The 20,736-nt window shown below is 68.5% G+C and carries 28 protein-coding genes and 1 tRNA gene; 12 read left to right on the forward strand and 17 right to left on the reverse strand.

Features of this window, described 5'->3' with window-relative positions; translation table 11 throughout:
• Positions 1-4: 4 nt before the first annotated feature.
• Both sfsA and map read left to right on the forward strand, forming a co-directional pair.
• A complete protein-coding gene (gene sfsA / locus Q7J39_RS15020; protein WP_304826726.1) occupies positions 5-724 on the forward strand; it encodes a DNA/RNA nuclease SfsA in 720 nt (239 codons plus the stop codon).
• 5 nt (positions 725-729) lie between these two features.
• Positions 730-1,554 carry a type I methionyl aminopeptidase gene (gene map / locus Q7J39_RS15025; RefSeq protein WP_304826729.1) on the forward strand — a complete coding sequence of 275 codons (825 nt, stop codon included), beginning with the start codon at positions 730-732 and terminating at the stop codon, positions 1,552-1,554.
• 9 nt (positions 1,555-1,563) lie between these two features.
• On the opposite strand, the gene Q7J39_RS15030 is transcribed toward map, so the two are convergent.
• The gene (locus tag Q7J39_RS15030) at positions 1,564-1,854 is read right to left on the reverse strand and encodes a hypothetical protein (protein ID WP_304826732.1); all 291 of its coding nucleotides are present in this window, start codon (positions 1,852-1,854) and stop codon (positions 1,564-1,566) included.
• Positions 1,855-2,022: 168 nt separating this feature from the next.
• Here Q7J39_RS15030 and radC point away from each other — a divergent pair, with 168 nt between their 5' ends.
• The gene (gene radC, locus Q7J39_RS15035) at positions 2,023-2,760 is read left to right on the forward strand and encodes a DNA repair protein RadC (RefSeq protein WP_304826735.1); all 738 of its coding nucleotides are present in this window, start codon (positions 2,023-2,025) and stop codon (positions 2,758-2,760) included.
• On the opposite strand, the gene Q7J39_RS15040 is transcribed toward radC, so the two are convergent.
• The 4 genes from Q7J39_RS15040 to Q7J39_RS15055 all read right to left on the reverse strand — a co-directional run bounded on the left by Q7J39_RS15040 (position 2,757) and on the right by Q7J39_RS15055 (position 4,874).
• Complete coding sequence (locus Q7J39_RS15040; RefSeq protein ID WP_304827158.1) at positions 2,757-3,479, reverse strand: SapC family protein; 723 nt, start codon at positions 3,477-3,479, stop codon at positions 2,757-2,759. The two genes, radC and Q7J39_RS15040, sit on opposite strands and share 4 nt — an antisense overlap.
• A 134-nt stretch (positions 3,480-3,613) precedes the next feature.
• Positions 3,614-3,699: transfer RNA gene (locus tag Q7J39_RS15045), tRNA-Leu, on the reverse strand.
• A gap of 55 nt (positions 3,700-3,754) precedes the next feature.
• Positions 3,755-4,591, reverse strand: coding sequence for a WecB/TagA/CpsF family glycosyltransferase (locus Q7J39_RS15050; protein WP_304826738.1), 837 nt, complete (start codon positions 4,589-4,591; stop codon positions 3,755-3,757).
• A 139-nt stretch (positions 4,592-4,730) separates the two neighbouring features.
• Positions 4,731-4,874 carry a hypothetical protein gene (locus Q7J39_RS15055; RefSeq protein WP_304826741.1) on the reverse strand — a complete coding sequence of 48 codons (144 nt, stop codon included), beginning with the start codon at positions 4,872-4,874 and terminating at the stop codon, positions 4,731-4,733.
• Positions 4,875-5,347: 473 nt separating this feature from the next.
• Between Q7J39_RS15055 and Q7J39_RS15060 the strand changes: the two genes are divergently transcribed.
• A complete protein-coding gene (locus Q7J39_RS15060) occupies positions 5,348-6,799 on the forward strand; it encodes a deoxyribodipyrimidine photo-lyase (RefSeq protein WP_304826744.1) in 1,452 nt (483 codons plus the stop codon).
• A gap of 521 nt (positions 6,800-7,320) precedes the next feature.
• The gene (locus Q7J39_RS15065) at positions 7,321-7,779 is read left to right on the forward strand and encodes an Rrf2 family transcriptional regulator (RefSeq protein ID WP_304826747.1); all 459 of its coding nucleotides are present in this window, start codon (positions 7,321-7,323) and stop codon (positions 7,777-7,779) included.
• Here Q7J39_RS15065 and Q7J39_RS15070 read toward each other — a convergent pair.
• Complete coding sequence (locus tag Q7J39_RS15070; protein ID WP_304826751.1) at positions 7,776-8,450, reverse strand: NifU family protein; 675 nt, start codon at positions 8,448-8,450, stop codon at positions 7,776-7,778. The two genes, Q7J39_RS15065 and Q7J39_RS15070, sit on opposite strands and share 4 nt — an antisense overlap.
• 107 nt (positions 8,451-8,557) lie before the next feature.
• Here Q7J39_RS15070 and Q7J39_RS15075 point away from each other — a divergent pair, with 107 nt between their 5' ends.
• The 3 genes from Q7J39_RS15075 to Q7J39_RS15085 are packed head-to-tail and all read left to right on the forward strand — an operon-like array spanning position 8,558 to position 9,544.
• Complete coding sequence (locus Q7J39_RS15075; protein ID WP_304826754.1) at positions 8,558-9,004, forward strand: group III truncated hemoglobin; 447 nt, start codon at positions 8,558-8,560, stop codon at positions 9,002-9,004.
• Between the two features lie 37 nt (positions 9,005-9,041).
• Positions 9,042-9,200 carry a hypothetical protein gene (locus tag Q7J39_RS15080; protein WP_304826757.1) on the forward strand — a complete coding sequence of 53 codons (159 nt, stop codon included), beginning with the start codon at positions 9,042-9,044 and terminating at the stop codon, positions 9,198-9,200.
• A 29-nt stretch (positions 9,201-9,229) separates the two neighbouring features.
• Positions 9,230-9,544: a 2Fe-2S iron-sulfur cluster-binding protein gene (locus tag Q7J39_RS15085; RefSeq protein ID WP_304827161.1), complete on the forward strand. Its 315-nt coding sequence runs from the start codon at positions 9,230-9,232 to the stop codon at positions 9,542-9,544.
• A 3-nt stretch (positions 9,545-9,547) separates the two neighbouring features.
• On the opposite strand, the gene Q7J39_RS15090 is transcribed toward Q7J39_RS15085, so the two are convergent.
• Genes Q7J39_RS15090 through Q7J39_RS15100 form a run of 3 tightly spaced genes read right to left on the reverse strand, consistent with a single transcriptional unit; the run spans position 9,548 to position 11,899 of the window.
• On the reverse strand, positions 9,548-10,705 hold the full coding sequence (locus tag Q7J39_RS15090; protein ID WP_304826760.1) for a glutathionylspermidine synthase family protein: 1,158 nt from the start codon (positions 10,703-10,705) through the stop codon (positions 9,548-9,550).
• Positions 10,702-11,442 (reverse strand): PspA/IM30 family protein, encoded by a 741-nt coding sequence (locus Q7J39_RS15095; protein WP_304826763.1) that lies wholly within the window; start codon positions 11,440-11,442, stop codon positions 10,702-10,704. The genes Q7J39_RS15090 and Q7J39_RS15095 overlap by 4 nt, the downstream gene beginning before the upstream one ends.
• 22 nt (positions 11,443-11,464) lie before the next feature.
• Entirely contained in the window at positions 11,465-11,899 is a 435-nt protein-coding gene (locus Q7J39_RS15100; protein WP_304826766.1) for a YjfI family protein, read from the reverse strand.
• A 136-nt stretch (positions 11,900-12,035) separates the two neighbouring features.
• Between Q7J39_RS15100 and Q7J39_RS15105 the strand changes: the two genes are divergently transcribed.
• Genes Q7J39_RS15105 through Q7J39_RS15115 form a run of 3 tightly spaced genes read left to right on the forward strand, consistent with a single transcriptional unit; the run spans position 12,036 to position 13,733 of the window.
• On the forward strand, positions 12,036-12,674 hold the full coding sequence (locus Q7J39_RS15105; RefSeq protein ID WP_304826770.1) for a DUF2491 family protein: 639 nt from the start codon (positions 12,036-12,038) through the stop codon (positions 12,672-12,674).
• Between the two features lie 20 nt (positions 12,675-12,694).
• Positions 12,695-13,108 (forward strand): DUF350 domain-containing protein, encoded by a 414-nt coding sequence (locus Q7J39_RS15110; protein WP_304826773.1) that lies wholly within the window; start codon positions 12,695-12,697, stop codon positions 13,106-13,108.
• 7 nt (positions 13,109-13,115) lie between these two features.
• A complete protein-coding gene (locus tag Q7J39_RS15115; RefSeq protein WP_304826776.1) occupies positions 13,116-13,733 on the forward strand; it encodes a DUF1190 domain-containing protein in 618 nt (205 codons plus the stop codon).
• A gap of 13 nt (positions 13,734-13,746) precedes the next feature.
• Here the strand turns inward: Q7J39_RS15115 and Q7J39_RS15120 are convergent, their stop codons facing one another.
• Genes Q7J39_RS15120 through Q7J39_RS15135 form a run of 4 tightly spaced genes read right to left on the reverse strand, consistent with a single transcriptional unit; the run spans position 13,747 to position 16,235 of the window.
• Complete coding sequence (locus Q7J39_RS15120; RefSeq protein WP_304826779.1) at positions 13,747-14,157, reverse strand: type II toxin-antitoxin system VapC family toxin; 411 nt, start codon at positions 14,155-14,157, stop codon at positions 13,747-13,749.
• Positions 14,157-14,408, reverse strand: a complete 252-nt coding sequence (locus tag Q7J39_RS15125; RefSeq protein ID WP_304826782.1) for a type II toxin-antitoxin system Phd/YefM family antitoxin — start codon at positions 14,406-14,408, stop codon at positions 14,157-14,159. The genes Q7J39_RS15120 and Q7J39_RS15125 overlap by 1 nt, the downstream gene beginning before the upstream one ends.
• 54 nt (positions 14,409-14,462) lie before the next feature.
• Positions 14,463-15,281 (reverse strand): transglutaminase family protein, encoded by an 819-nt coding sequence (locus Q7J39_RS15130; RefSeq protein WP_304826785.1) that lies wholly within the window; start codon positions 15,279-15,281, stop codon positions 14,463-14,465.
• A gap of 18 nt (positions 15,282-15,299) precedes the next feature.
• Positions 15,300-16,235, reverse strand: coding sequence for a transglutaminase family protein (locus Q7J39_RS15135; RefSeq protein WP_304826787.1), 936 nt, complete (start codon positions 16,233-16,235; stop codon positions 15,300-15,302).
• A gap of 44 nt (positions 16,236-16,279) precedes the next feature.
• Here Q7J39_RS15135 and Q7J39_RS15140 point away from each other — a divergent pair, with 44 nt between their 5' ends.
• Positions 16,280-17,020, forward strand: a complete 741-nt coding sequence (locus Q7J39_RS15140; RefSeq protein WP_304826789.1) for an N-formylglutamate amidohydrolase — start codon at positions 16,280-16,282, stop codon at positions 17,018-17,020.
• Here Q7J39_RS15140 and Q7J39_RS15145 read toward each other — a convergent pair.
• From Q7J39_RS15145 to Q7J39_RS15160, 4 genes are all read right to left on the reverse strand, one after another.
• Positions 17,007-17,933: a phytanoyl-CoA dioxygenase family protein gene (locus Q7J39_RS15145; RefSeq protein ID WP_304826792.1), complete on the reverse strand. Its 927-nt coding sequence runs from the start codon at positions 17,931-17,933 to the stop codon at positions 17,007-17,009. The two genes, Q7J39_RS15140 and Q7J39_RS15145, sit on opposite strands and share 14 nt — an antisense overlap.
• Entirely contained in the window at positions 17,933-19,054 is a 1,122-nt protein-coding gene (locus tag Q7J39_RS15150) for a DegT/DnrJ/EryC1/StrS aminotransferase family protein (protein WP_304826795.1), read from the reverse strand. The genes Q7J39_RS15145 and Q7J39_RS15150 overlap by 1 nt, the downstream gene beginning before the upstream one ends.
• Before the next feature lie 66 nt (positions 19,055-19,120).
• Complete coding sequence (locus Q7J39_RS15155) at positions 19,121-19,921, reverse strand: sulfotransferase (RefSeq protein WP_304826798.1); 801 nt, start codon at positions 19,919-19,921, stop codon at positions 19,121-19,123.
• On the reverse strand, positions 19,918-20,625 hold the full coding sequence (locus Q7J39_RS15160; RefSeq protein WP_304826801.1) for a WbqC family protein: 708 nt from the start codon (positions 20,623-20,625) through the stop codon (positions 19,918-19,920). The genes Q7J39_RS15155 and Q7J39_RS15160 overlap by 4 nt, the downstream gene beginning before the upstream one ends.
• Between the last annotated feature and the right edge of the window lie 111 nt (positions 20,626-20,736).

Below are 20,736 nucleotides of genomic sequence, written 5' to 3' on the forward strand. Positions count from 1 at the left end.
GCCCATGGACTTCGACCAACCGCTCGTTCGTGGCCGCCTGGTCAGCCGCTACAAGCGCTTCTTCGCCGACGTGGTGCTGGAGGACGGGACGGAGCTCACCACCCACTGCCCCAATCCCGGCGCGATGCTGGGGCTGAACACACCCGGCTTCCCGGTCTGGATCTCCAAGTCCGACAACCCAAAGCGCAAGCTCGCCCACACCCTGGAGATCGTCGAGGTCGACGGCGGCCTGGTGGGGATTAACACCATGCATCCCAACCGCCTGGTGGCCGAGGCCCTGGACCAGGGCCTCATCCCGGAGCTCTCAGGCTACGCCTCGATCCGGCGCGAGGTGAACTACGGCGTCGCCAGCCGGATCGATTTCCTGTTGGAGGCGCCGGATCGCCCGCCCTGTTGGCTAGAAGTGAAGAACAGTCACCTGAAGCGCGCGGGCACGCTTGCCGAATTCCCCGACTGCGTGGCGGCCCGCTCGCTGAAGCACCTGGGCGAGCTGAAGGCCATGGCGGCTCAGGGCCACCGCGCGGTGATGCTGTTTGTCATCCAGCGCACCGACTGCGACGTCTTCGCCGCCTGCGCCGAGCTCGATCCCAAATACGCCGCAGGCCTGATCGACGCGGCGCAGGCGGGGGTTGAGGTTTTGTGCTATGCTTGCCACATCGGTGCGGACGCCATTCGCATCACCCATCGCATCCCCTGGCGCGACGCCCCCGTCGTCGCGGAGTAACGAGCATGACCCTCAACGACGTCCTCGAGGCCGAAACCCGCACCGGCGAGATCCGCGTCCATGGTCCCGAAGGGTTCGAGGGCATGCGTATCGCCGGCAAGCTGGCGGCCGAGTGCCTGGACATGCTGACCCCGCATGTGGTTCCCGGCGCGGTCACCGATGAGCTGGACCGCCTGGCGCGCGAGTTCATCCTCGACCACCAGGCCCTGCCCGCCTGCCTCGGCTATCGTGGCTACACCAAGACGGTCTGCATCTCGGTCAACCACGTGGTCTGCCACGGGATCCCCAGTGAGCGGGCCCTGCGCGAGGGCGACATCGCCAATATCGATGTCACCGTCATCGTCGACGGCTGGCATGGCGATCACAGCCGCATGTACGGCGTCGGCCCCATCGCCCCGCGCGCCAAGCGGCTGATCGACGTGACCTATGAGGCCATGCAGCGGGGGCTGGACGCGGTGAAGCCCGGCGCCCGCACGGGCGACATCGGCTTTGCGATCCAACAATATGTCGAGGCTCAGCGCTGCTCGGTGGTGCGCGACTTCTGCGGCCACGGCCTGGGCAGGGTGTTCCACGATGCGCCCAACATCCTGCATTTCGGCCACAAGGGCACGGGCGAGCTGCTGCGGCCGGGCATGTTCTTCACCATCGAGCCCATGGTGAACCTGGGCAAGCACCCGGTGAAGGTCCTGGCGGACGGCTGGACGGCGGTGACGCGCGACAAGTCGCTGTCGGCCCAGTGCGAGCATTCGGTGGGGGTGACGGAGACCGGCTACGAGGTCTTCAGCCTGTCGCCGCAGGGTCTGTTCAAGCCGCCGGTTCAGGGCGACTGAGGCCGAGATCTAGAAGAACATCACCCGAGCCACAGCGATCAGCGCAGCCCATCCGGCCAAGCTTCCCACAGTGATGAAGGCCAAAGATCGACGCGGCGACCAACGGCGGCCGTCGTCATGGTGTTGCGCGAGGCTGGCGGCCAGATCCGCCTGCAGGGCGCGAGCGGGACTGTCGACGGGATCGAAGGCCCCGTCCGCCAAACGCACCGGCGACGGGGCGAGAACCCAGGCCTCGGCGGGGACCGGCGGGATGTCGAGGGCCTCGTGGGCCTGTTCGACGCGTTTCTGGGGGCGGGCCATCGCTTGGAGATCTCCACGAACGACTCAACCTTGACCTCTGCAAGTCTAACAAATCATCTCCCTGCGTAGTTACTGAGCGCTTACCTGTGACGATCGGTCCCTCGCTGGACTTGCAAAACTGGAACGTTTCAGGAACATTGCCGCGACCAAACATCGCGGAGCGGTTCCATGGCGGACGGTGGCGAACTTCAGGAGGCCTGGAGCGGCGAGCTGTTCTCCGCCAAATCCGCTCCCAGGCCGCACTACCACGGCCACCGCGACCGGTTGCGGGATCGCACGCGGGCCGGCGGGTTCGGCGGCCTGCCGGACTATGAGTTCCTGGAGCTCTACCTCTTCCGCACCATCCCGCGCGGCGACGTCAAACCCCTGGCCAAGGCGTTGATCGCCCGGTTCGGATCCCTGCCCGGCGTGCTGGGCGCGTCCCTCGACGAGCTGAAGACCGTGGGCGGGGTGGGCGACGCCGTGGCGCTCGACCTGAAGCTGCTGCAGGAGGCGGCGCTGCGGGTGGGCAAGGCCGCGGTGGTGAAGCGCACGGTGATCTCGTCCTCCAGCGCGCTCTCGGCCTATGTGCGGACCGCTCTCGCCCACGAGCCGCGCGAGCAGTTCCGGGTGCTGTTCCTGGACAAGAAGAACCAGCTGATCGCCGACGAGGTGATGAACCACGGCACGGTGGACCACGCGCCGGTCTATCCGCGCGAAGTCATGCGCCGGGCCCTGGAGCTGTCGGCCAGCGCGCTGATCCTGGTGCACAACCATCCCAGCGGCGATCCGACGCCTTCAGGCGCCGACGTCCAGATGACCCGCGAGATCGTCGAGGCCGGCCGCGCCCTGCGCATCGCCATCCACGATCACCTGGTGGTGGGCCGCGACGGCGTGGCCAGCTTCAAGGCGCTGGGGCTGTTCTAGCGGTCGTTGCTCACCAGCAGGTCGCCCAGCCGGGCCCAGTTCATCGCCGAATGCATCTGGGCGTAGATGGCGCTTATCCAGCCCTGGCGACGCAGCAACAGGAAGACCTCGTCAGGCAGGGCGCGCAGCTTGGCCTCGTCGATGGTGGCGAAGCCGGCCATCTTCAAGTCGCCGCCGGTGGGCAGCTGAACGGTCGCGGCCCGGCCCTCCAGCACGCCGCAGGCCACCAGGGCTTCGACGAAGGGCGCGGTGGCGAGGTCGGCGGCGCGCAGCGACTTGCAGAAATCGAAGGCCGAGGTCACCAGCCGCGACGGCTCGCCATCGGCGAACAGGGGCTGTCCGGCGCCCTGCACCAGGATCTCGGGATGGTCCTCGATACAGAGCTGGACCCCCAGATCGTCGCCCTCGCCATACTCGGCCAGGATGAAGGGATAGCGGCGCACATAGGCCGGGACATATGCCCCAGGCCGCCAGGCGCCCTCGGCATCGACGAACAGGTTCTCATCGTCCCTCAGGCCCACCACCGCCACGGGCCGTGCGCCGCCCTCGATGGTGAATGCGATGGGATAGGAGAGCGCCGCGATCGGAATCTCCGCCAGGCTGACGGGAATGGCGTTGGTCTTGCGCGCAAAGCCGTAATCCAACGCCTCCGCCAGCCCCGCCGCGCCATGCGCGGCCGGATGAAGGGCGACCGGATTCTGATAGAAAAGTGGCCTCATCACGTAACGAACAGCTCCCCCAAGCTATTCCGCCCGCAAACCTCAGGCGGCGGACGATTGCCCCTTTAATCATGGGTTAACGACTGACGCCATCCCGCATGCCACAACCGGCCATACTGCCGGCCGCCGCGCCTTGGTAGGGACACCGGGGGTCGAACCCGGACGGGCGATGCCCAACAGATTTTAAGTCTGGCGCGTCTACCAGTTCCGCCATGTCCCCGCGCGGCGCGACGGTAGGGCATCGGCGGACAATAGCCTAGAGCGCCGCCTGTCCCTCAGGCCGAGGTGGTGATCTGCAGCGGCGCCCGGCGTCGCGCGATGGCCGCGACGACGTCCTTGAAGGCGAGCGGCAGCAGGGCCCATGGCTCCAGACAGTAGCGGGCGAACATCCGCCGCGGCTCCTGGGCCAGGCGGAAGGCCCAGACCAGGCCCGCATCGCTCATCCAGGGCGGCGGGGCGACCTGGACGTCGGCCTCGTAGTCGAAGGCCGCGCCAACCGGCATGATCACGCAGTTGGGCAGGGCCTCGAGATTGGCCTCGATCCACAGTTCCTGCCGGGGCATGCCCATGCCGACGAACAGGATGTCAGGCTTGAAAGCCGCGATCTCCCCCAGAGCCTCTGTATTGCCGGCGGAGCCAGGCGTGGCGTCGAAATAGCCGTCGCGGCCGCCGATCACCGCGCCGGGGTGCTTGGCCATCAGGCGTTCGGACGCGGTCTCCACCACGCCGGGCGCGCCGCCGATGTAGAAGACGCGGTAGCCCTTGGCCGCCACCATGCTCCAGAACAGCGGGCGGAAATCGACATAGCTGCAGCGGTGGAAGGTGCGGCTGGGCATCCCCAGCAGCCGGGCGAAGAAGATCACCGGGGTGGAGTCCATCTCGATGAGGTCGGCCTTGGCGAAGAAGCTGGCCAACTCGGGGCGCGTCTTCAGCAGATAGAGGCTGTGGCTGTTGTGGTTGGCGATGATCGCCTTCTTGCCGGCGCTGATGAACCGGCCGATGTGATGCATCACCTCTTCAGGGCGCACCAGGTCAATGTCGCCCCCCAGGATGTGGATGCGTTCGCTGGTCCGGCGGGCGGAGCGGAATTGGGCAGGCTGGGCGCCGTCCATCGCGATTGGGCTTCCGTCAGTGGCGGTCAGGGGCCAGAGACTAGGGCGCCGGCGCTTAACAAAGGGCTGAAGCTCCACCCTACGCCGCCAAGTCCCCATCGGTCCGATGATGAAGACGAAGCCGTCAGATCGGGCCGCGCTAGGCGCCGGCTTCGGCCCCGGACCTTGCGCCCGCCAAGCCGGCGAGGGCGCAGAGGGTCAGGAGCGCGAAGAGAACAAGGCCAAACAGCACCTGTCCCGCCGGGTGCAGCCAGTAGAGCAAGGCCATCAGGACCGTCGTCATCACGTTTGACGCCAGCGCGAGACCCCGACCAAGTCCAGTTGGCGTCCGAAGGGCCAGCAGGTTGAGTAGACCCACGGCAAACACCCCCAGCCCTGTGCCCGCGAACCACAGCGCAGGGACACTCAGGTCTGCATACATGCGGGTTGTCATGAAGATGTGGCCGACGGCCAGCAGAAGCGCCGCCCAGGTTCCGATCCAATGTATGCGTGCGAGCACCGCGTCACCCCTATGCCTTAGCCATCCACCGCGCCAAGTCCCATGGGCGGGTCGGAGTCATGGATTGTCTTGGACACGACTTGCGCACCGGCGCAATCACCGCGCATTCCGCGCCGCCGGAAGATGAGCGACGCAGAAGGCTCGCGAGCGGGACGCAACCATCCGCAGGCCGGCGCCGTACGTCTGCTGCGGACCCGCCTCGCCGAACTGGATGACGCCCGCCTCGACCTCTACCCGTTCCTCGACGAGTTCTTCTCATGCCCGCACCCACCATCGTTTGGTTCCGCCGGGACCTGCGCCTGGCCGACAACCCGGCGCTGGAGGCGGCGGCGCGCGCCGGTGGCGCGGTGATCCCCCTCTATGTGCTGGACAAGACGCCGGGTCTGCGCGCGCCCGGCGCGGCCTCGCTCTGGTGGCTGGACAAGTCCCTGGCCTCGCTTGGCGCGGGACTGGACGCCATGGGCTCGCGCCTGATCCTGCGCCGCGGCGTCGCCGCTCACATCGTCGCGCAGCTGGCCCGCGAGACCGGGGCGGCGACCGTGCACTGGAACGCCCTCTTCGATCCCGGTTACCCCGAGCGCGACAAGGCCCTGGCCGCGGTCCTCATGGCGCTGGACGTCGAGCCCCGCCGCTTCAATGGCGGCCACCTGGTCAAGCTGGATGAGGTGAAGACCAAGGCCGGCGGCGCGTTCAGCGTCTTCACGCCGTTCTGGCGCACGGCGCGACAGGCGGTCAACGACAGCGGGCAGGTCGCCGCGCCAGACACCCTGTCCGCCCCCGTCACCTGGCCCATCTCCGACCGGCTCGCCGATTGGCGGCTGCACCCCAGGGCGCCCGATTGGTCGACGGGGTTCAAGAACTGGGAGCCTGGCGAGGCCGGCGCCGACGCGGCGCTGGAAACCTTCACCGATCAGGCCCTGAGAACCTACTCCACCGACCGCGACCGCCCCGCCGTCGAAGGCACGTCGCGCCTCTCTCCCCACCTGCACTTCGGCGAGATCAGCCCCAAGGCCTGCTGGCGCGCCGCCCTGGCCGCCGCCCACCACGGCAAGGCCAGCGATGGCGAGGCGGAGAAGTTCCTGGCCGAGCTCGGCTGGCGCGAGTTCAACGCCGCCATCGTCCGGGGCGCGGACCTGGCCACCACCAACTTCGACCGCAAGTTCGACGCCTTTCCCTGGCGCGACGATCCCGAAGGCCTGGAGGCCTGGAAACGCGGCGCCACCGGCTATCCCATCGTCGACGCCGGTATGCGCCAGCTCTGGACCACCGGCTGGATGCACAATCGCGTCCGCATGATCGTGGCCTCCTTCCTCACCAAGCACCTGCTGATCGACTGGCGGCTGGGCGAGCAATGGTTCTGGGACACGCTGGTGGACGCCGATCACGCGTCGAACGCGGGCAACTGGCAATGGGTGGCGGGGTCCGGCGCCGACGCCTCGCCCTATTTCCGCATCTTCAACCCCATGCTGCAGAGCGAGAAGTTCGATCCTCCTGGGGACTACATCCGCCGCTGGGTCCCGGAGCTCGCCCGCCTGCCCGCCAAGGTCATCCACGCGCCGTGGACGGCGCCGGCCCCGCTCCTGGCTGGATCGGGGGTAAGATTGGGGACGACCTATCCCAAGCCCATCGTCGAACATGCCTTCGCCCGCCAGCGCGCCCTGGAGGCCTATGCAACGATGCGGAGCGCGGTCCAGCCCTCGGCGCAATGAACCTGCGGCGGGACGCCACGAATTGAGCGGTGCGCCCCCGTCGGTGCGACTTCGGTCACCTTGCGGGTTGCGGATCTAGGTCGGGATGGGACGGATCAAGGCGATAGAGGTGAGTCGACATGAACATATGCCCCGATGTCACCTGGAGCGCCGCCTCGGTCCCGTCCCGTACAATCGTACGAGCACCCGCTTCCCCTCGACTGCGGTCATCCCCGCGGCGCAACACCCGACCGCGGGCCACGGAGCACCTGGAATGTCTTGGACACGACCCGCCAGCTGACGCAATGACGGCGGACCCTGAACCCCCGATGGAAGTGGAAGACGCAAAATGGCGCCCAAGCCGGCCAAGGACCTTGGTCTCACCTGCCGATGCTGGGGCTTGGCGTGGCGGGTGTCCGGCCCGCCAGTTCTTGTCGGCGGTTGCCACTGTGACGACTGTTGGGGAGCAGCGGTTGAGCTTGGAGGCCTCGGCGGCGGTCTCACCATGGGCATAGGCCGGTGAGAACGAGGGCGCATCGACCATGCGACTGACCGTCTACACCGACTTCTCGCTGCGGGTTCTGATGTATGTGGCCCTGCCCCGCGAGCGCCTGCCCACCATTGCCCAGATCGCCGCCAGCTACGGAATCTCCAAGAACCACCTCATGAAGGTGGCCTATGACCTCGGCCTGGCGGGTTACATCGAGACGGTGAGAGGCAAGAACGGCGGCCTGCGGCTGGGACGGGCGCCTGAGGACATCAACCTGGGGGAAGTGGTCCGCCGCACCGAGCCGGACATGGCCCTCGTCCCGTGCTTCGATCCGGTGAACGGCGCCTGCGTCATCACGCCGGCCTGCAAGCTCCGCCGCGCCCTGCACGAGGCGCGCGCCGCCTTCCTGCAGGTCCTGGACGGCTACAGCCTGGCCGACCTGGTGGAGAACCAGGGCGCCCTGCAGGCCCTGCTGGCCCGAGGCCCGCCCGCCGAGTCCTCCGACCTCTAGGCGCCTTTGGGCGTGATCGGCCGGCCCTGGTGGCTGAAGGCCGTGCGCGCCGGCGGTCCCGGGCGGCCGTCGAGGCGGGCCGCCCAGGCCTTCAAGCGCTCGCCGACCGAGACCGCCGCCGACGGTTCGGCGGCCACCTCCTCCACCCGGGTCACCTCGGGCACATAGTACTGAACGATCCGCTCCACACCGCCCTTCAGGGTCAGGCGTGCCGACGGGCAACCGCCGCAGGCGCCACGCATGTGAATCCACAGGACGCCCTTCTGAGCGTCGAACCGATCGAACACGATGTCTCCACCGTCGCGCGCCACGCCCGGCCGCACATGCCGCTCCAGAACGCCAAGAATCTCGGCCTCCAGGTCGGTGTCGCAGGAGGTCGCCGCCGCAGCGGCCGGCGCGACGCCCGGCGGCGAGGCGGGGACCTGCCGCTCCAGGACGGCGCTGAGGGCCGCTGCGACCTTCGCGCCCAGCCGAGTCCAGGGCCGCCCCTGGGTCCGGGTCACTGTCACGAAGCCTGGCGCGACAAAGACCCCACCGACACCGGGCAGCGCCATGAGCGCGGCGGTCAGGACGCTTTCCAGCGCCTGGAGCCCCTCCCCGCCCCCGGCGCCAGCCGGGGGCGAGAACTTGACGGCGTCCGGATTGGGCGTCGGTTCGATGGTGATGAACACGGCCGCTCCTGCCCGGTGGCGCGCGCGGCCGATCCGCGCAGGGCCTAGCCAGACTTAAACTAATATTGTAAATACATCTTCAAATCGCAACCGCATAGAACCCCGCCATGAGCTTCCCCGCCACCTCGGCCCCTCCGGCCCACCTCGGCCCCGGCGCGCCCGTGGGCGTGACCGAAGCGATGATCCGCGACTTGGTCCATGACTTCTACGCCACCGTCCGGACCGACCCGACCCTCGGTCCGATGTTCAACCGGATCATCGGCGACGACTGGGACGCCCACCTGGCCAAGCTCTGCGATTTCTGGTCGTCGGTGATGCTGATGACGGGCCGATTCCGGGGCTCGCCCATGGTCGCCCACACCAAGATCGCGGAGATCTCGCCGACCCACTTCGCCCGCTGGCTGCATCTGTTCCGCCAGAGCGCCGAGCGGCTGTGTCCGCCCCCGGCCGCAGCCCTCTTCGTCGTCAGGTCGGAGATGATCGCCCAGAGCCTGCAGTACGGGATCGCCGCCAGCCGCGGCGAGTTGCCGTCACTCACCGGCGCGAACTCATGACCCCCGGCGCCGCGCCCGCCCTATGGAAGGACCGACCATGTTCCATCTCCTGATGCTGCCAGCCAACGCGGTCTGTGATGCGCTTGGCGTCGTGGACGAACATGAGCGCGGCATGATCCGCATGCTGGTCAACATGCTGCTCTGGACCACCCTGGGCGCCGTGGCCTTCATGGTGGCCTGGGTTCTGGTGGTCTGATCCCCGCGATCGCCGACGGCGTCACCTTCATCACCCACCAGGGCGAGGCCTACCGCCTCCCCCTGCGCCTGGGGTGGTCGCTGATGAGCCTGGCGCGGCGGGGCAAGGTCCCCGGCATCGACGGGCTCTGTGGCGGCAATTGCTGCTGCGTCACCTGCCACGTCCATGTCGATCCGGCCTGGCTGGCCCGCGCGGGCCAGCCCTCGGCCATGGAGGAGTCCATGCTGGACTTCGCCGGCGACGTCGACGCCGGGTCGCGGCTGGCCTGCCAGATCCGGCTCACCGAGGACCTGGTTGGCCTCGTGGTCCGCCTGCCGCGCCAGCAGCTGGTCCTGGGCCTCTGAGCCTCAGGCCTGGATGATGTGGGGCACGAAACGGGCGAGGTTCTTGGTCACCACGCTGTCGTCCTCGCGGATACCGATCCCGGCGGGCTCGGCGCCCACCACCCAGGCCCCGATCACCGGCCGCTTGCCGTCGAAGTCCGGCGGCGGGTGATAGGCCTGCAGGATCGCGCCCTCCGCCCCATAGCCCTGGTCCAGCACCGGCTCGTCGCCGCCAATGACCTCGACATTGGCCCCCTCGCGGGAAAATAGCGGCTTGCGCACATGACGGGGTCCCAGGTTGGCCGCGCCGGCGTCGCCCTCGAAATAGGCCTCCAGCAGGTTGGGGTGGCCAGGGTGGCGTTCCCAGAGCAGCGGTAGGATCCCCTTGTTGGACAGGATCGCCTTCCACGGCGGCTCCAGCCAGCCGACCTTGGCGGTCGCCAGGTGCGCGGCGTACGGCTCGCGCAGCATATGTTCCCAGGGATACAGCTTGAACGCCGCCTGCAGCAGCAGGCCCTCGCGGTCGGCGAACTGTCCCTCGGCGTTCACCCCGATGTCGAGCATGGCGACGAACTTCGGATCCAGTCCCGCCTGGCTCGCCAGGTCCTCGAAGAACCGAACCGTCTGCCGATCCTCGATCGACTCGGCGTCGCTGGCGAAGTGCACGAACCCGCCGCTGGGAAACAGGGTCGCGAACCGGTCGCGCAGGGCTTCGAACAGGCTGTTGAATTGGTCCGTGCCCGGGGGCAGCGCGCCTGAGGCGAGCAGCTCCTCCAGCCACAGCCACTGGAAGGTGGCCGCCTCGAACACGCTGGTGGGGGTGTCGGCGTTATACTCGTAGAGCTTGGGCTTGGCGGTTCCATCATAGCCGAAGTCGAAGCGGCCATAGAGGGACGGCTCCTTGGCGCGCCAGGAGGCGGCGACGAAGTCCCGGTGTTCGGCGGGGATCGCCAGGCGGGCCATCAGCTCGTCACTGCGCGAGACCTCGTCCACCAGGTCGAGACACAGCTCGTGCAGCTCGGCCGCAGCCGGCTCAAGGTCGTCCTCGACCTCCGCCAGGGTGAAGGCATAGGCCGCGCTCTCGTCCCAATAGGCCTGGCCCTCGGTGTGGTGGTAGACGAACCCCACCGCGTCGGCCTTCTCTCGCCAGTCGGGGCGGGGCTCCAGGGTGAGGCGTCTCACCCCTGGTCGTCACCGGACTTGGCGGCGCTCTTCTGCTCGATCTGCAGGACGGGCGCCGGCGCGGACAGACGGGCCAGGACGTCGTCGGCCGAGGATTGACCGGGTCCGATGCCCGCCAGCCGCAGCTTCTCGTCCAGGTCGGCGCCGGTGCGCATGTCCTCCAGCTCGCCGGCGGCCTTGATGCGTTCGCCCCGGACGGCCTGGCGTTCCTTGATGCGGGCCAGGCTGTCGGCCGCCGAACCCAGGGACGAGCCGGCGCCCGCGCCGCGGGCGGCCACAGAGGCCTGGGCGCGCTGCACGGACTCGTTGACCTTCACCACCTCCACCTCGCGCCGCAGGGTCTCGATCCGGCGATCGGTGGCGGCGATGGCGGTGTGCAGCTGCTCCTCGGCGCCGCGCATGTCGGCGATCTGCGGCTCCTTCTGAGCCACCTGCTGCTCCAGGTCGGCGATCCGCTGGGCCACCTGGCGGGCCAGGTCCATGTCGCCCTTGGCGACGGCGGCGCGGGCCGAGTTCTCGTACTTGATGGCCTGCTCGCGGAAGCTGACCACCTCCTTCTCCAGGATGCGCCGACGGGCGACCAGGGTCGCCATGTCGTCCCGGGCCTTGCCCTGGGCGGTGTCGGCGTCGCGGATTTCCTGATCCAGGATCTTGATGGCGTTGGCGTCGACGACGCCGGCCGCGGCGTCATGCGCGCCCGCGCGGCCCAGGGTGAATAGCTTGCGCCAGATGGTCATCGGAAGGGCTCCAGAGGCTAGGTTAGGCGGCGGGGGTGAAGGAGGAGCGCAGGTCCGAGGCCGCCTCGATGGCGTTCTCGGCCAGGGCCCTCAGCTCGATCAGGATGTCTTCGATAGACGACGTCGTGGCCAGTTCGCCGAACAGCTCATAGAAGTCCCGGTCGGCCACCGTGGTGATCCCGAAGTTCGACAGCGGCACCAGTTTCTGGGCCTTGAGCAGGAATTCGTTGAAGGCGTGGCGGTCGGCCTGTTCGTCCACCGGCCAAAGCAGCACCGAGGCGGCGATCTGCTGGTCGCTGACGCTGACGAAGATCTCCAGGTCGCCGGCGTCCCGCATGGTCACCAGCAGGACGGGGTCGGCGCCTTCCACCACACGGGCGGCGAGGGCTTCCCCCTCCCCGGCCGCGCCGTCGAGGGCGGTCTTCAGGGAGCGAACAGTCCAGGCGGTCTGCGTCATCAGGCGATCCTTTGGTGGTGACGGGTTCATACAAGATGGGGGGCCGAGCGCCAGCCGTCGAGGGCGCGTTACACCCTTTTGCGTCGCCGCCGGCTGTCCTAGATAGAGGCTTAAGGTCTCCCACGTGGTCAGCGTCATGTTCAGCAAGCTCTTCGGTCGCAAGGAGGCCGCGCCAGCGTCCGCCCTGCCCGCGATCCGCAATGTCACCCTGGGCCGCACCGTCTGGCTCGACACCCTGGCCTGGCGCAGGCTGGGCGACGAACGCAAGTTCCCCCTCGACCGCGACACCCTGGAGATCACCGCCCAGGGCCTGGTGGACCTCAAGGACGGCGGCTTCGTGCACCGGTTCTACACCGACGACCACGCCATGTTTCAGGCCGTCTCCGACGACCGCGAGGGCCAGAGGGTCAACGACATCACCGTCTTCGTGCCCTGGGAAAGCGCCTATCCGGGCGGCCGCGCCGACCGCGACGCCTGGGCCAGCCGCCTGCGGGCCAGGACCTTCACCGCCTCGGGCCTGCCCGACTACACCCGCTTCTGGTTCGGCGACGAGGCCGAGAGCCAGGACCCGGTGACCTTCTGGGAAGACCTGCACGACGACCGGGACGGGGTCGCCGACCGTCGGATCTTCCAGACCTGCATGCTGTTTTCGCGAGAATTGCCGGGCGACGCGCGTGAGCTTCTGCTAGCCATCGAGATGGAGACTGAGGACGGCGAGGTGTCGTTCGAGGTCATGCTCGGCGTCCCTCTCGAGGTCGGCGAGTTCAAGGCCTGACCTTACGGAGCACTGCTGAGATGTTCGACCTCTATGGCTTCGCCGCCAGCGCCGTGGCCTTCCTGGTGGCCTTCATCGCCGCCGGCCTGTTCACCGTGGCCTTCAAGGTCATCTACCAGTGGGCCACGCCCTACCACGAGGCCAAGCTGATCCGGGAGGGCAACACCTCTGCGGCCATCGCGCTGGGCGGCGCACTCCTGGGCTATGTCATTCCGCTGGCCTCGGCGCTCTCCCACACCATCAGCCTGATCGAGTTCTGCGCCTGGGCGGCCCTCGCCGGCGTCATCCAGATCGCGGCGTTCACCCTCATCCGGATGATCGTGATGAAGGATGTCAGCGCACGCATCGAGCGCGGCGAGGTCGCGGCCGGGGTCTATCTGGCCAGTATTTCCCTGGCGGTCGGCATGCTCAACGCCGCCTGCATGACCTCCTGAGCCGCCGATGTCCGCCCCCCGCCCGCGCAAGCGCTCCAGCGCCGTCACCCTCACCAGCCTGATGGCCGGCTCGGCCCTGTCCATCTCCGCCTGCGACTCCCCGCCGGCAGCCACCCAGTGGGGCGATCCCCCGGCCGCCAGCTCGGGACGAAATGTCGAGGCCTCGAGCTTCACTTCGCTCCAGGACTGCACGGCCTCAGGCAGCTTCACCGCCGAGCAATGCTCCACAGCCCTGTCCCAGGCCCAGAAGGACAGCGCTGAGAACGCGCCCAAGTTCGGCGATCAGCAGAGCTGCGAGGAACGCTACGGCGTCGACCAGTGCGTGCCCCGCTCCGGCCAGGGGGGCGGCAGCTTCTTCACGCCCCTGCTCACCGGCTTCATCATCGGCCAGGCCATGAACAACCTCGGCGGCTACCGCGGCGCGCCGATGTATCGCGATCGCGACGGCGGCTATACGGGCGGTTCCGGCTATCCGGTGTCGCGTGACTATCTGACCGGCCGCACGCGGGTGAATTCCGATAGCTTCGACGCGCCCCGGGCCAACGCCCCCACTCGCGTCCAGAGCCGCAGCTCGATCATCTCTCGCGGCGGCTTCGGCGGCGGATCAAGATCCTTCGGCGGCTAGGCCTGGTGCTTGATCAGCCCCAGGGGTTGAGCAGCGCCACCCCCATCGGGATGAAGTCGGCCTGATTTCGGGTCACCACCGTCATGCCGTGAACCAGGGCCGTCGCGCCGATCAGGGCGTCACGCTCCGACCGGAGATCAGGCACATGCAGGGTCGCACACCGAAGCGCGACGGCGGTGTCCACGGGCAACACCCTGTCTGCGAAGGTGGGGAGAACCTGGCTGTCTATCCAAGTCCTCAACACGGCGCCTTGGCGGGCGTCCCGCCGCGCGATGCGCAGGGCGCCCATCTCAATCTCCAGCAAGGTGATCGCCGAGAGGAAGAGGATCGATGCCGGGGTATCGGCCGCCCAGGCTAGAAGCCTCGGGTCGGCGCGCTCCGGCCGCCGCAACTCCGACAAAGCATTGGTGTCCAGGAGGAACATCAGTCCAGGTCGGCGGGTCGCAGCCCCAGATCGCCCAGCCTTGGGGCTTCGAAATCGAAGTCGGTGGTCTGGGCCAAGGCTTCGGCAAGGCTCAGTTGGCGCCCGGAGAGCGCCTCATAGTCTTCGATCGTCAGCAGCACATGTGCGGGCCGCCCACGATCGGTGATGAAGACCGGCCCGCGGCGCGCGGCCTTCTTCGCGCCACTGGCGTCCTGATTGAACTCTCGACTGGAGAGCGTGGTGATCACCATGCCTCACCCCAAATGTAGATACATATCTACAATATGACGTCGCGCCTCATCCGGTCAAGTTTGGGCGGCGTCCGGCAGGTCGTAGCTCACCACCTTGAAGCCGCTGAGGATGGCCGTCCCGAAGGTGTTGGCGATGGCCACGTCGGTGGCGTCACGCCCACGGGCGATCAGCACCCGACCGATGCGCGGCCGGTTATTGCGGGCGTCGAAGGCGTGCCACTGGCCGCCCAGATAGACCTCGAACCAGGCGCTGAAATCCATCTCGCCGACGATGGGCACGCCGATGTCGCCCAGATAGCCCGTGCAGTACCGCGCCGGGATGTTCATACAGCGGCAGAAGGCGACGGCGAGGTGCGCGTAGTCGCGGCAGACGCCCCGGCCTTCGCAATAGGCCTCGAAGGCGGTCATGGTCGGCCGGGCGTGCTCGTAGCCGAACTGGATGTGGTTATGCACCCAGTCGACAATGGCCTGGACGCGCGGCCAGCCCGGCTCGGTCTGCTGGAACATCGACCAGGCGATGTCGCTGAGCCGGTCGGTCTCGCAGTAGCGGCTGCCGAGCAGGAAGATCAGCACCTCCTCGGGCAGGTCCTGCACCAGGGCCTGGGTCGCGAAGGGGGAGATCACGTCGGGCTTGCCGTCGTCGGCGATGATGAAGTCGGCCGACAGCGTCAGGCGGCCGGCCGGCGCCAGGATGCGGCTGCAGATGTTACCCCAGCCGTCCAGGTACTGGCGCACCTCCAGCATCGGATCCGTGCGCAGCCAGTCGGGGGTTTCCAGGTCGTGCCGGCGGCTGGGGTGAACGCTCAGCATCAGCAGCATCGGAACCGGCGCCGGGCAGTCGTAGATAATCTCGAAGCCCGTTTGAATGCGCATCAGGTCCCTGGTCTACAGCTATCCGCCTCCGCCAATGGCTCGGGCCGGCATAGGTTGCACATCGAGCTCGCCTTCATCGCGAACATCAACCTCCACCTCCATGCCGAGGTAGTCGGCCGACAGACCTGACCAGCTTCCGTGCAGCGGCACGGCCTGGCGCGGGTCGCGGGCTATGGCGACGCGCACCAGATCGGCGTTGCCGACGATGCCGTTGGTGGGATCGAACTCCACCCAGCCGCAGGCCGGCAGATAGACCCGCACCCAGGCGTGGGTGTGGCCGGCGCTGGCGCGGCCCAGCCCCGCCCCCACCATCGGGCTGTAGATGTAGCCAGAGACGAAACGGGCCGCGAGGCCGAGGCTGCGGGCGGCCTCCATCATCAGGACCGCGTAGTCGCGGCAGGCGCCGCTGCGCAGGGCCAGGGTCTCCAGGGGATTCTGCACGCCCCGATCGGTCCGGGTTCCGTACTTGAACTCGGCATAGATGGCCTGGGTCATGTCGCTGAGCAGGGTCTGCAGGCTGGTCTTGCCCACCGGCTTCACGAACCGCCGGGCCCAGGCGTCGATCAGGCCCTCGGGGTCCGGATAGTGCCGCTGCATCGAGAGCTCGAGGTCCGGCAGGTCCTCGGGGCTGTAGTCGAAGGGCATGGCTCCGGTATAGACCTCCACCTCCCCCTCGACGTCGGCGAAAGCCGGCAGGGGGGTGTGGTCGAGGCGGACGCGGCTGTCGAAGATCAGTTCATCGGTGCGGCCGGTGAAGCCCGCCACGCCGACGCAGTTGCCGAATACATCATGCACGGAGCGCAGGCGCTCAGGGGTCGGCGAGATGATCAGGTCGCAGGACAGGATGCGCTGATCATAGCTCTCGCGCGGCCGCAGCATCATCCGATGCTCGCCCAGCGCCACAGGATTGCGGTAGCGGTAGCGGGTGACGTGGCGGATCGACAGGATCGGCATTGAGCGAGCGTGAGGCCAATTTGTCGCCAAGGTCTAAACGAATCTTGCACCGCGACGATCCGTCCCCGGTTTATGTCACCAAACCAGGCGGCGGCTGTCGCCTGCTGCTCATCGGCGACCATGCCGGGCGCGCGGTCCCGAGCGGCCTCGATGGCCTGGGCCTGACGCCGGCCGACATGGACACCCACATCGCCTGGGACATCGGGGTGGCGGGCCTCGGCGAGCGGCTGGCGGCCCGGCTCGACGCCTGCTTCATCCGCCAGACCTATTCGCGCCTGGTGATCGACTGCAATCGCCGGCCCGGCGCGCCGGCCGCCATGCCCGAGGTCAGCGACGGGGTGACCATCCCCGGCAATCTGGGTCTGGACGCCCAGACCCAGGCCGCGCGGCGGGCGGAGATCTACCAGCCCTACCAGGACGCCATCGCCGCCGAGCTGGACCGGCGCGCCGGCCGGCCGACCATCCTGGTGTCGCTGCACAGCTTCACGCCGGTGATGCAGGGCTTCGTGCGGCCCTGGCGGATGGGGGTCCTGCACCGCAACGACTCGGCGTTTTCGAACCGGGTCCTGGCCCTGCTCCAACGCGAACTCGGCGCCGCCGCCGGCGACAACCAGCCCTACAGGATGGACGAGACCGACAACACGGTCCCCCTGCACGCCGACCCGCGCGGCCTGGACTATCTGGAACTGGAGGTGCGCCAGGACCTGATCGCCGAGGCGAGCGGGCAGGACCAGATGGCCGACCTCGTCGCGCGCCTGCTGATCGAGGCGGTCAGGCCTGGTTGATGGTGTTGCGCTTGACCTGGGCCGCGCCGGCGGCGTCGAGGTCGACCCGCGTCTCGGTCAGGCTGACCGGCCCCTGCAGCGTCGCGTTGACCTCGTCCATCCCGGCCCGCGCCGGCCCCTGGGCCAGCAGATAGCGCAGCGAGATCCGCTCGTGGTCGGCGGCGTCCGGCTGGGTGCCGTGCAGGGTGCAGGCGTGCCACATGCCGGTGAAGCCCGCCCCGCCGGTGAGGATCAGCTGGTCGGTCTCCACCTCGCCGCCCCGGCCGTCGCGATAGGTCCAGGAGGCCTCGGAGGTGGCGGTCAGGTCGTGCGGGAACACCGTGCCGCCCAGCCGATGCGTCCCCTTCAGCAGGAACAGCGGCGCGTCCTGGCGGCTCACCGGGTGCAGGTAGACATAGAGCGTCAGGAAGTCGGCCGGACGCTCCTTGTAGTCGATCAGGTCCTGGTGGAAATCGATGCCGTAGAAATAGGTCACGTCGCGATACTCCGGCCGCACATAGGCGCCCAGGTTGTTCACCGGATTGCCCAGGATGCGCGCGCGGATCCAGGCCGGGACCGAGGTCTGGGAGACCCCGCAGACCACCTTCTTGTTGAGGATCGTATAGTTAGGCCCCAGCAGGGCGCTGACGGCGTCCACCACATTGGCGTCCTGCTCGACGAAGGCCAGCCTGTCCTCGAAGCGCTCCAGCAGGTTGCGGCCGGGCCTGGGGTTCACACCGGTATACTGCGGGTCGGCGTCGAACTCGGCCTCGGTGAGGAATAGCCGGTGGTCGAAGTGGCGATCGGCGCGGATCTGCGCCAGCAAGGCGGCGCAGGCGTCGGGATCGACAGGCTGATCGAACAGATGCGCGCCGGCCTCGATGAAGGCCTCGACGGCGGGATGGTGGCCGCGGGCGGCCCTATGGGCGTTCATCAGGCGATCCCCGGCGTGGCCCTCAGGGCCCGGACAACCCGGTCCACGTCGTCGCGGGCCAAGTCGATGGCGAAGGGCAGGCCGATCACCGACCGGGCCAGCCGCTCGGTGACCGGCAGTTCGGTGCGGGGATAGGCCGCGAAGGCCGCGTCCTGATGGCAGCCGCGCCCCCACCAGCGCCGCGTCTCGACCCCATGGGCCATCAAGGTCTCGGTGGCGGCCTGCGCGGCGCCGTCCGGCAGGCGCACGACGCAGACGCTGGTGACCCAGTCGGAGCCCCAGCCCGGCTGCAGGACGACCGACGGGGTCATGGCCAGGCCGATGCGGGTGTGCTGGGCGGCGAGGAAAAAGCGCAGGCGGTCGGCGGGCCACTTGTCGAGGGCGGCCTGGCCCACGGCGGCGGTGTACTCGCTGAGCTTGGCGTTGGTGCCGGCGATCTGCGCCTCGCGGGTGCCGTTGAAGCCATAGGTGGTCATCCGCCGAACACGGAACGCCAGGGCCGCGTCGTCGGTGACCAGGAACCCGCCTTCGCCAATGCCCAGGACCTTGGTGGCGTGCAGGCTGACCACGGTGGGCAGGCGCGCGTCGCGGGCGGCGTCGAAGGCGGCCGCGGCGTCCAGCAGAACCGCCAGACCTGTCTCCTCCCGGAAGCCGAGCCAGGCCTCGATATCGGGCATGGCGCCGTGGGCGGCCACTGGCAGGACCGCGCTGACCTGGCCCGGCGCGCGGGCCAGCTGGTCGCGCACCTGGGCCGGGTCCAGCATCTGGCTGCCGTGATCGACGTCGAGGAACCAGGGGACGAGGCCCGCCTGGGCGATGGCGTGGGCGGTGGCGACGAAGGTCCAGGAGGGCGCGGCCACCAGGCTGCCGGCCGGCAGGTCCATGGCCTGGAGCGTCAGGGTCAGGGCCTGGGTGGCGTTGACCACCGTGGCGGCCACGGCGCCGTCGGTGAAACGGCTGGCCAGACGAAGCTCAAGCTCGGTCAGCAGCGGCCCGAAATTCGAGTACCAGCGGGCGTCATCGATGCGGCGCAGATAGGGCAGGATGTCGTCGGCGCGGGGCAGGCGCGGGCGGGCGACCGGCAGGGCGCCGGGGTCCGTGGTCGGAAGCTTGACGGTCACGGCGCTGCGCAAGGGGGCCCACCTTGAAAGAGCCCGCACGTGACCATGGTCGTGGTTAACGAACGCTTAGGCCAGGTAGGTCGCAAGGTCGCAGCGCGCCACGTCCTCCAGAACCGCCTGGCGAACCCCGTCCGGCAGATCGGGCGCGGCGCGGCGCGAGAGATCGCGGAACACGCCGTAGGTGTCCCCGTCGTCGCGGCTTGTGGAGCGCCGCAGGAAGGTCGCGGTCTGGTCGCTCATGCCCACGCCCAGGAAACCGAACAGCTCGCCGACCACGCCAAGCGGATCGGCGGTCAGGTCGCCATAGCGAAGGATACGGAACCGGTCGGGGTGTTTGGCCGCCAGGTCCCGGAAGATCAGGGCCGCCCGCTTCCAGCCCTCGTAACCGAAGAATTCCTCGATGCGCCCGGCGTTCTTGAGGCCCGCGTCGCGCCACTCCGCCCCGAAGTCCCAGGCCGGATCGAACTCGCGCGGCGCATGCCTCCAGGAGCTCAGCGCCTCCAGGGGATCGCGGATGATGCCGACACCCTTGAAGCGCGGGATCGCCATCAGGGTCGGCAGCAGGTGATGGTAGCGCGCCTCCTTGTAGACGAGCCGGGTGGCCGCTGACTTGGCGAAGGCCAGATCCCCGTCGGCCTGCGTCCGGCCCCGCTGCAGGATGAAGTCGTCGTCGGTGGCCGCAATGTCCTTCAGGATCAGGTCCAGATCGTCCGCCGCGGTCGCTGCGTCGACGCGGGCCCGGAAGGCATGGGCGAAGAAGGGCTGGAATCGGAAGGCGACCTCCGGGGCGCTGTTGAAGATCTGTCCGATCCAGGTGGTGCCCGAACGCGGCGCCCCGTGCAGGCCGATGACCGGCAGGTCGCTCATGGCGCCACCAGGCTATGGGCGGCCACCTGCTGCGCCAGCTGGTCAGGCTCGCAGAACATCAGCACATCGGCGATCGAGAGGTTGGCCACGAAGGGCGCGGCGAACTGGCGATAGGGCGGCGCCTGCGAGGCGATGAAGCTCAGCCTCACCCCCTGCTCGGCGAAAGCCTGCGCCTGATAGAGGTCCACCCCACCAGCAGCGTTGAGATAGTGGTCGGCGCCCAGGGTGCGGCAGATGTCGAGCACCGCGTCCTGGCCGGTCAACGCCGTGTCGCGGCCGATCGCCGAGGACCGCACGATCCTTGTACCGATACCCAAGGCGTCGCAGACGGTCCGGATGGCCGCCTCGTTGAAAAGCGCCACGTTGGGCTCGGGGGTCGCCAGGATCGCGTCCAGCAAGGGCTTCACCGCCGCGGCCCTGGGCGCCTTGCGGTAGGCGGCGTCCAGCTGGCCGGAGAGCTTCTTCAAGGCGGCGTCGCTGAGCTGATAGCGCGTGTCGCGGATCTGGGTCCGGACCTCTCCGGAATGCGCCACCGGCAGGGTCAGCCAGTGCGGGGCGCCGTTCAGCAGGATGCGGTTGCGGTTGATCCAGCCGCCGCGCATGTACTGGACGTCGTCATAGACCACGAAGACATCGGCCGCGGCGATGAGCTGGAAATAGCCGATATAGGGCAGCAGGTAGGGCTGCATGATCGCCGCGATCATGGGCGACGCCTGGCCAGATGTCGCACCGCGGTTCTCAACCTTTTGCCTCGCCCGAGATCAGTGGATGATCCTAGAGCCGGATGGCTTCTCTCGACGCCTGAATCCGGCTCT

The organism is Phenylobacterium sp. (assembly GCF_030651185.1).
Lineage (GTDB): Bacteria > Pseudomonadota > Alphaproteobacteria > Caulobacterales > Caulobacteraceae > Phenylobacterium.

Coding starts and splice junctions, on each gene's coding strand:
- radC (WP_304826735.1), top strand. CDS start 2,023: ATGGCGGACGGTGGCGAACTTCAGGAGGCCTGGAGCGGCGAGCTGTTC.
- Q7J39_RS15125 (WP_304826782.1), bottom strand. CDS start 14,408: ATGGTGATCACCACGCTCTCCAGTCGAGAGTTCAATCAGGACGCCAGT.
- Q7J39_RS15110 (WP_304826773.1), top strand. CDS start 12,695: ATGTTCGACCTCTATGGCTTCGCCGCCAGCGCCGTGGCCTTCCTGGTG.
- sfsA (WP_304826726.1), top strand. CDS start 5: ATGGACTTCGACCAACCGCTCGTTCGTGGCCGCCTGGTCAGCCGCTAC.
- Q7J39_RS15115 (WP_304826776.1), top strand. CDS start 13,116: ATGTCCGCCCCCCGCCCGCGCAAGCGCTCCAGCGCCGTCACCCTCACC.
- Q7J39_RS15120 (WP_304826779.1), bottom strand. CDS start 14,157: ATGTTCCTCCTGGACACCAATGCTTTGTCGGAGTTGCGGCGGCCGGAG.
- Q7J39_RS15100 (WP_304826766.1), bottom strand. CDS start 11,899: ATGACGCAGACCGCCTGGACTGTTCGCTCCCTGAAGACCGCCCTCGAC.
- Q7J39_RS15040 (WP_304827158.1), bottom strand. CDS start 3,479: ATGAGGCCACTTTTCTATCAGAATCCGGTCGCCCTTCATCCGGCCGCG.
- Q7J39_RS15135 (WP_304826787.1), bottom strand. CDS start 16,235: ATGCCGATCCTGTCGATCCGCCACGTCACCCGCTACCGCTACCGCAAT.
- Q7J39_RS15030 (WP_304826732.1), bottom strand. CDS start 1,854: ATGGCCCGCCCCCAGAAACGCGTCGAACAGGCCCACGAGGCCCTCGAC.
- Q7J39_RS15155 (WP_304826798.1), bottom strand. CDS start 19,921: ATGAGCGACCTGCCGGTCATCGGCCTGCACGGGGCGCCGCGTTCGGGC.
- Q7J39_RS15130 (WP_304826785.1), bottom strand. CDS start 15,281: ATGCGCATTCAAACGGGCTTCGAGATTATCTACGACTGCCCGGCGCCG.
- Q7J39_RS15055 (WP_304826741.1), bottom strand. CDS start 4,874: ATGACGACGGTCCTGATGGCCTTGCTCTACTGGCTGCACCCGGCGGGA.
- Q7J39_RS15075 (WP_304826754.1), top strand. CDS start 8,558: ATGAGCTTCCCCGCCACCTCGGCCCCTCCGGCCCACCTCGGCCCCGGC.
- Q7J39_RS15105 (WP_304826770.1), top strand. CDS start 12,036: ATGTTCAGCAAGCTCTTCGGTCGCAAGGAGGCCGCGCCAGCGTCCGCC.
- Q7J39_RS15050 (WP_304826738.1), bottom strand. CDS start 4,591: ATGGACGGCGCCCAGCCTGCCCAATTCCGCTCCGCCCGCCGGACCAGC.
- Q7J39_RS15095 (WP_304826763.1), bottom strand. CDS start 11,442: ATGACCATCTGGCGCAAGCTATTCACCCTGGGCCGCGCGGGCGCGCAT.
- Q7J39_RS15060 (WP_304826744.1), top strand. CDS start 5,348: ATGCCCGCACCCACCATCGTTTGGTTCCGCCGGGACCTGCGCCTGGCC.
- Q7J39_RS15145 (WP_304826792.1), bottom strand. CDS start 17,933: ATGAACGCCCATAGGGCCGCCCGCGGCCACCATCCCGCCGTCGAGGCC.
- Q7J39_RS15160 (WP_304826801.1), bottom strand. CDS start 20,625: ATGATCGCGGCGATCATGCAGCCCTACCTGCTGCCCTATATCGGCTAT.
- Q7J39_RS15080 (WP_304826757.1), top strand. CDS start 9,042: ATGTTCCATCTCCTGATGCTGCCAGCCAACGCGGTCTGTGATGCGCTT.
- map (WP_304826729.1), top strand. CDS start 730: ATGACCCTCAACGACGTCCTCGAGGCCGAAACCCGCACCGGCGAGATC.
- Q7J39_RS15065 (WP_304826747.1), top strand. CDS start 7,321: ATGCGACTGACCGTCTACACCGACTTCTCGCTGCGGGTTCTGATGTAT.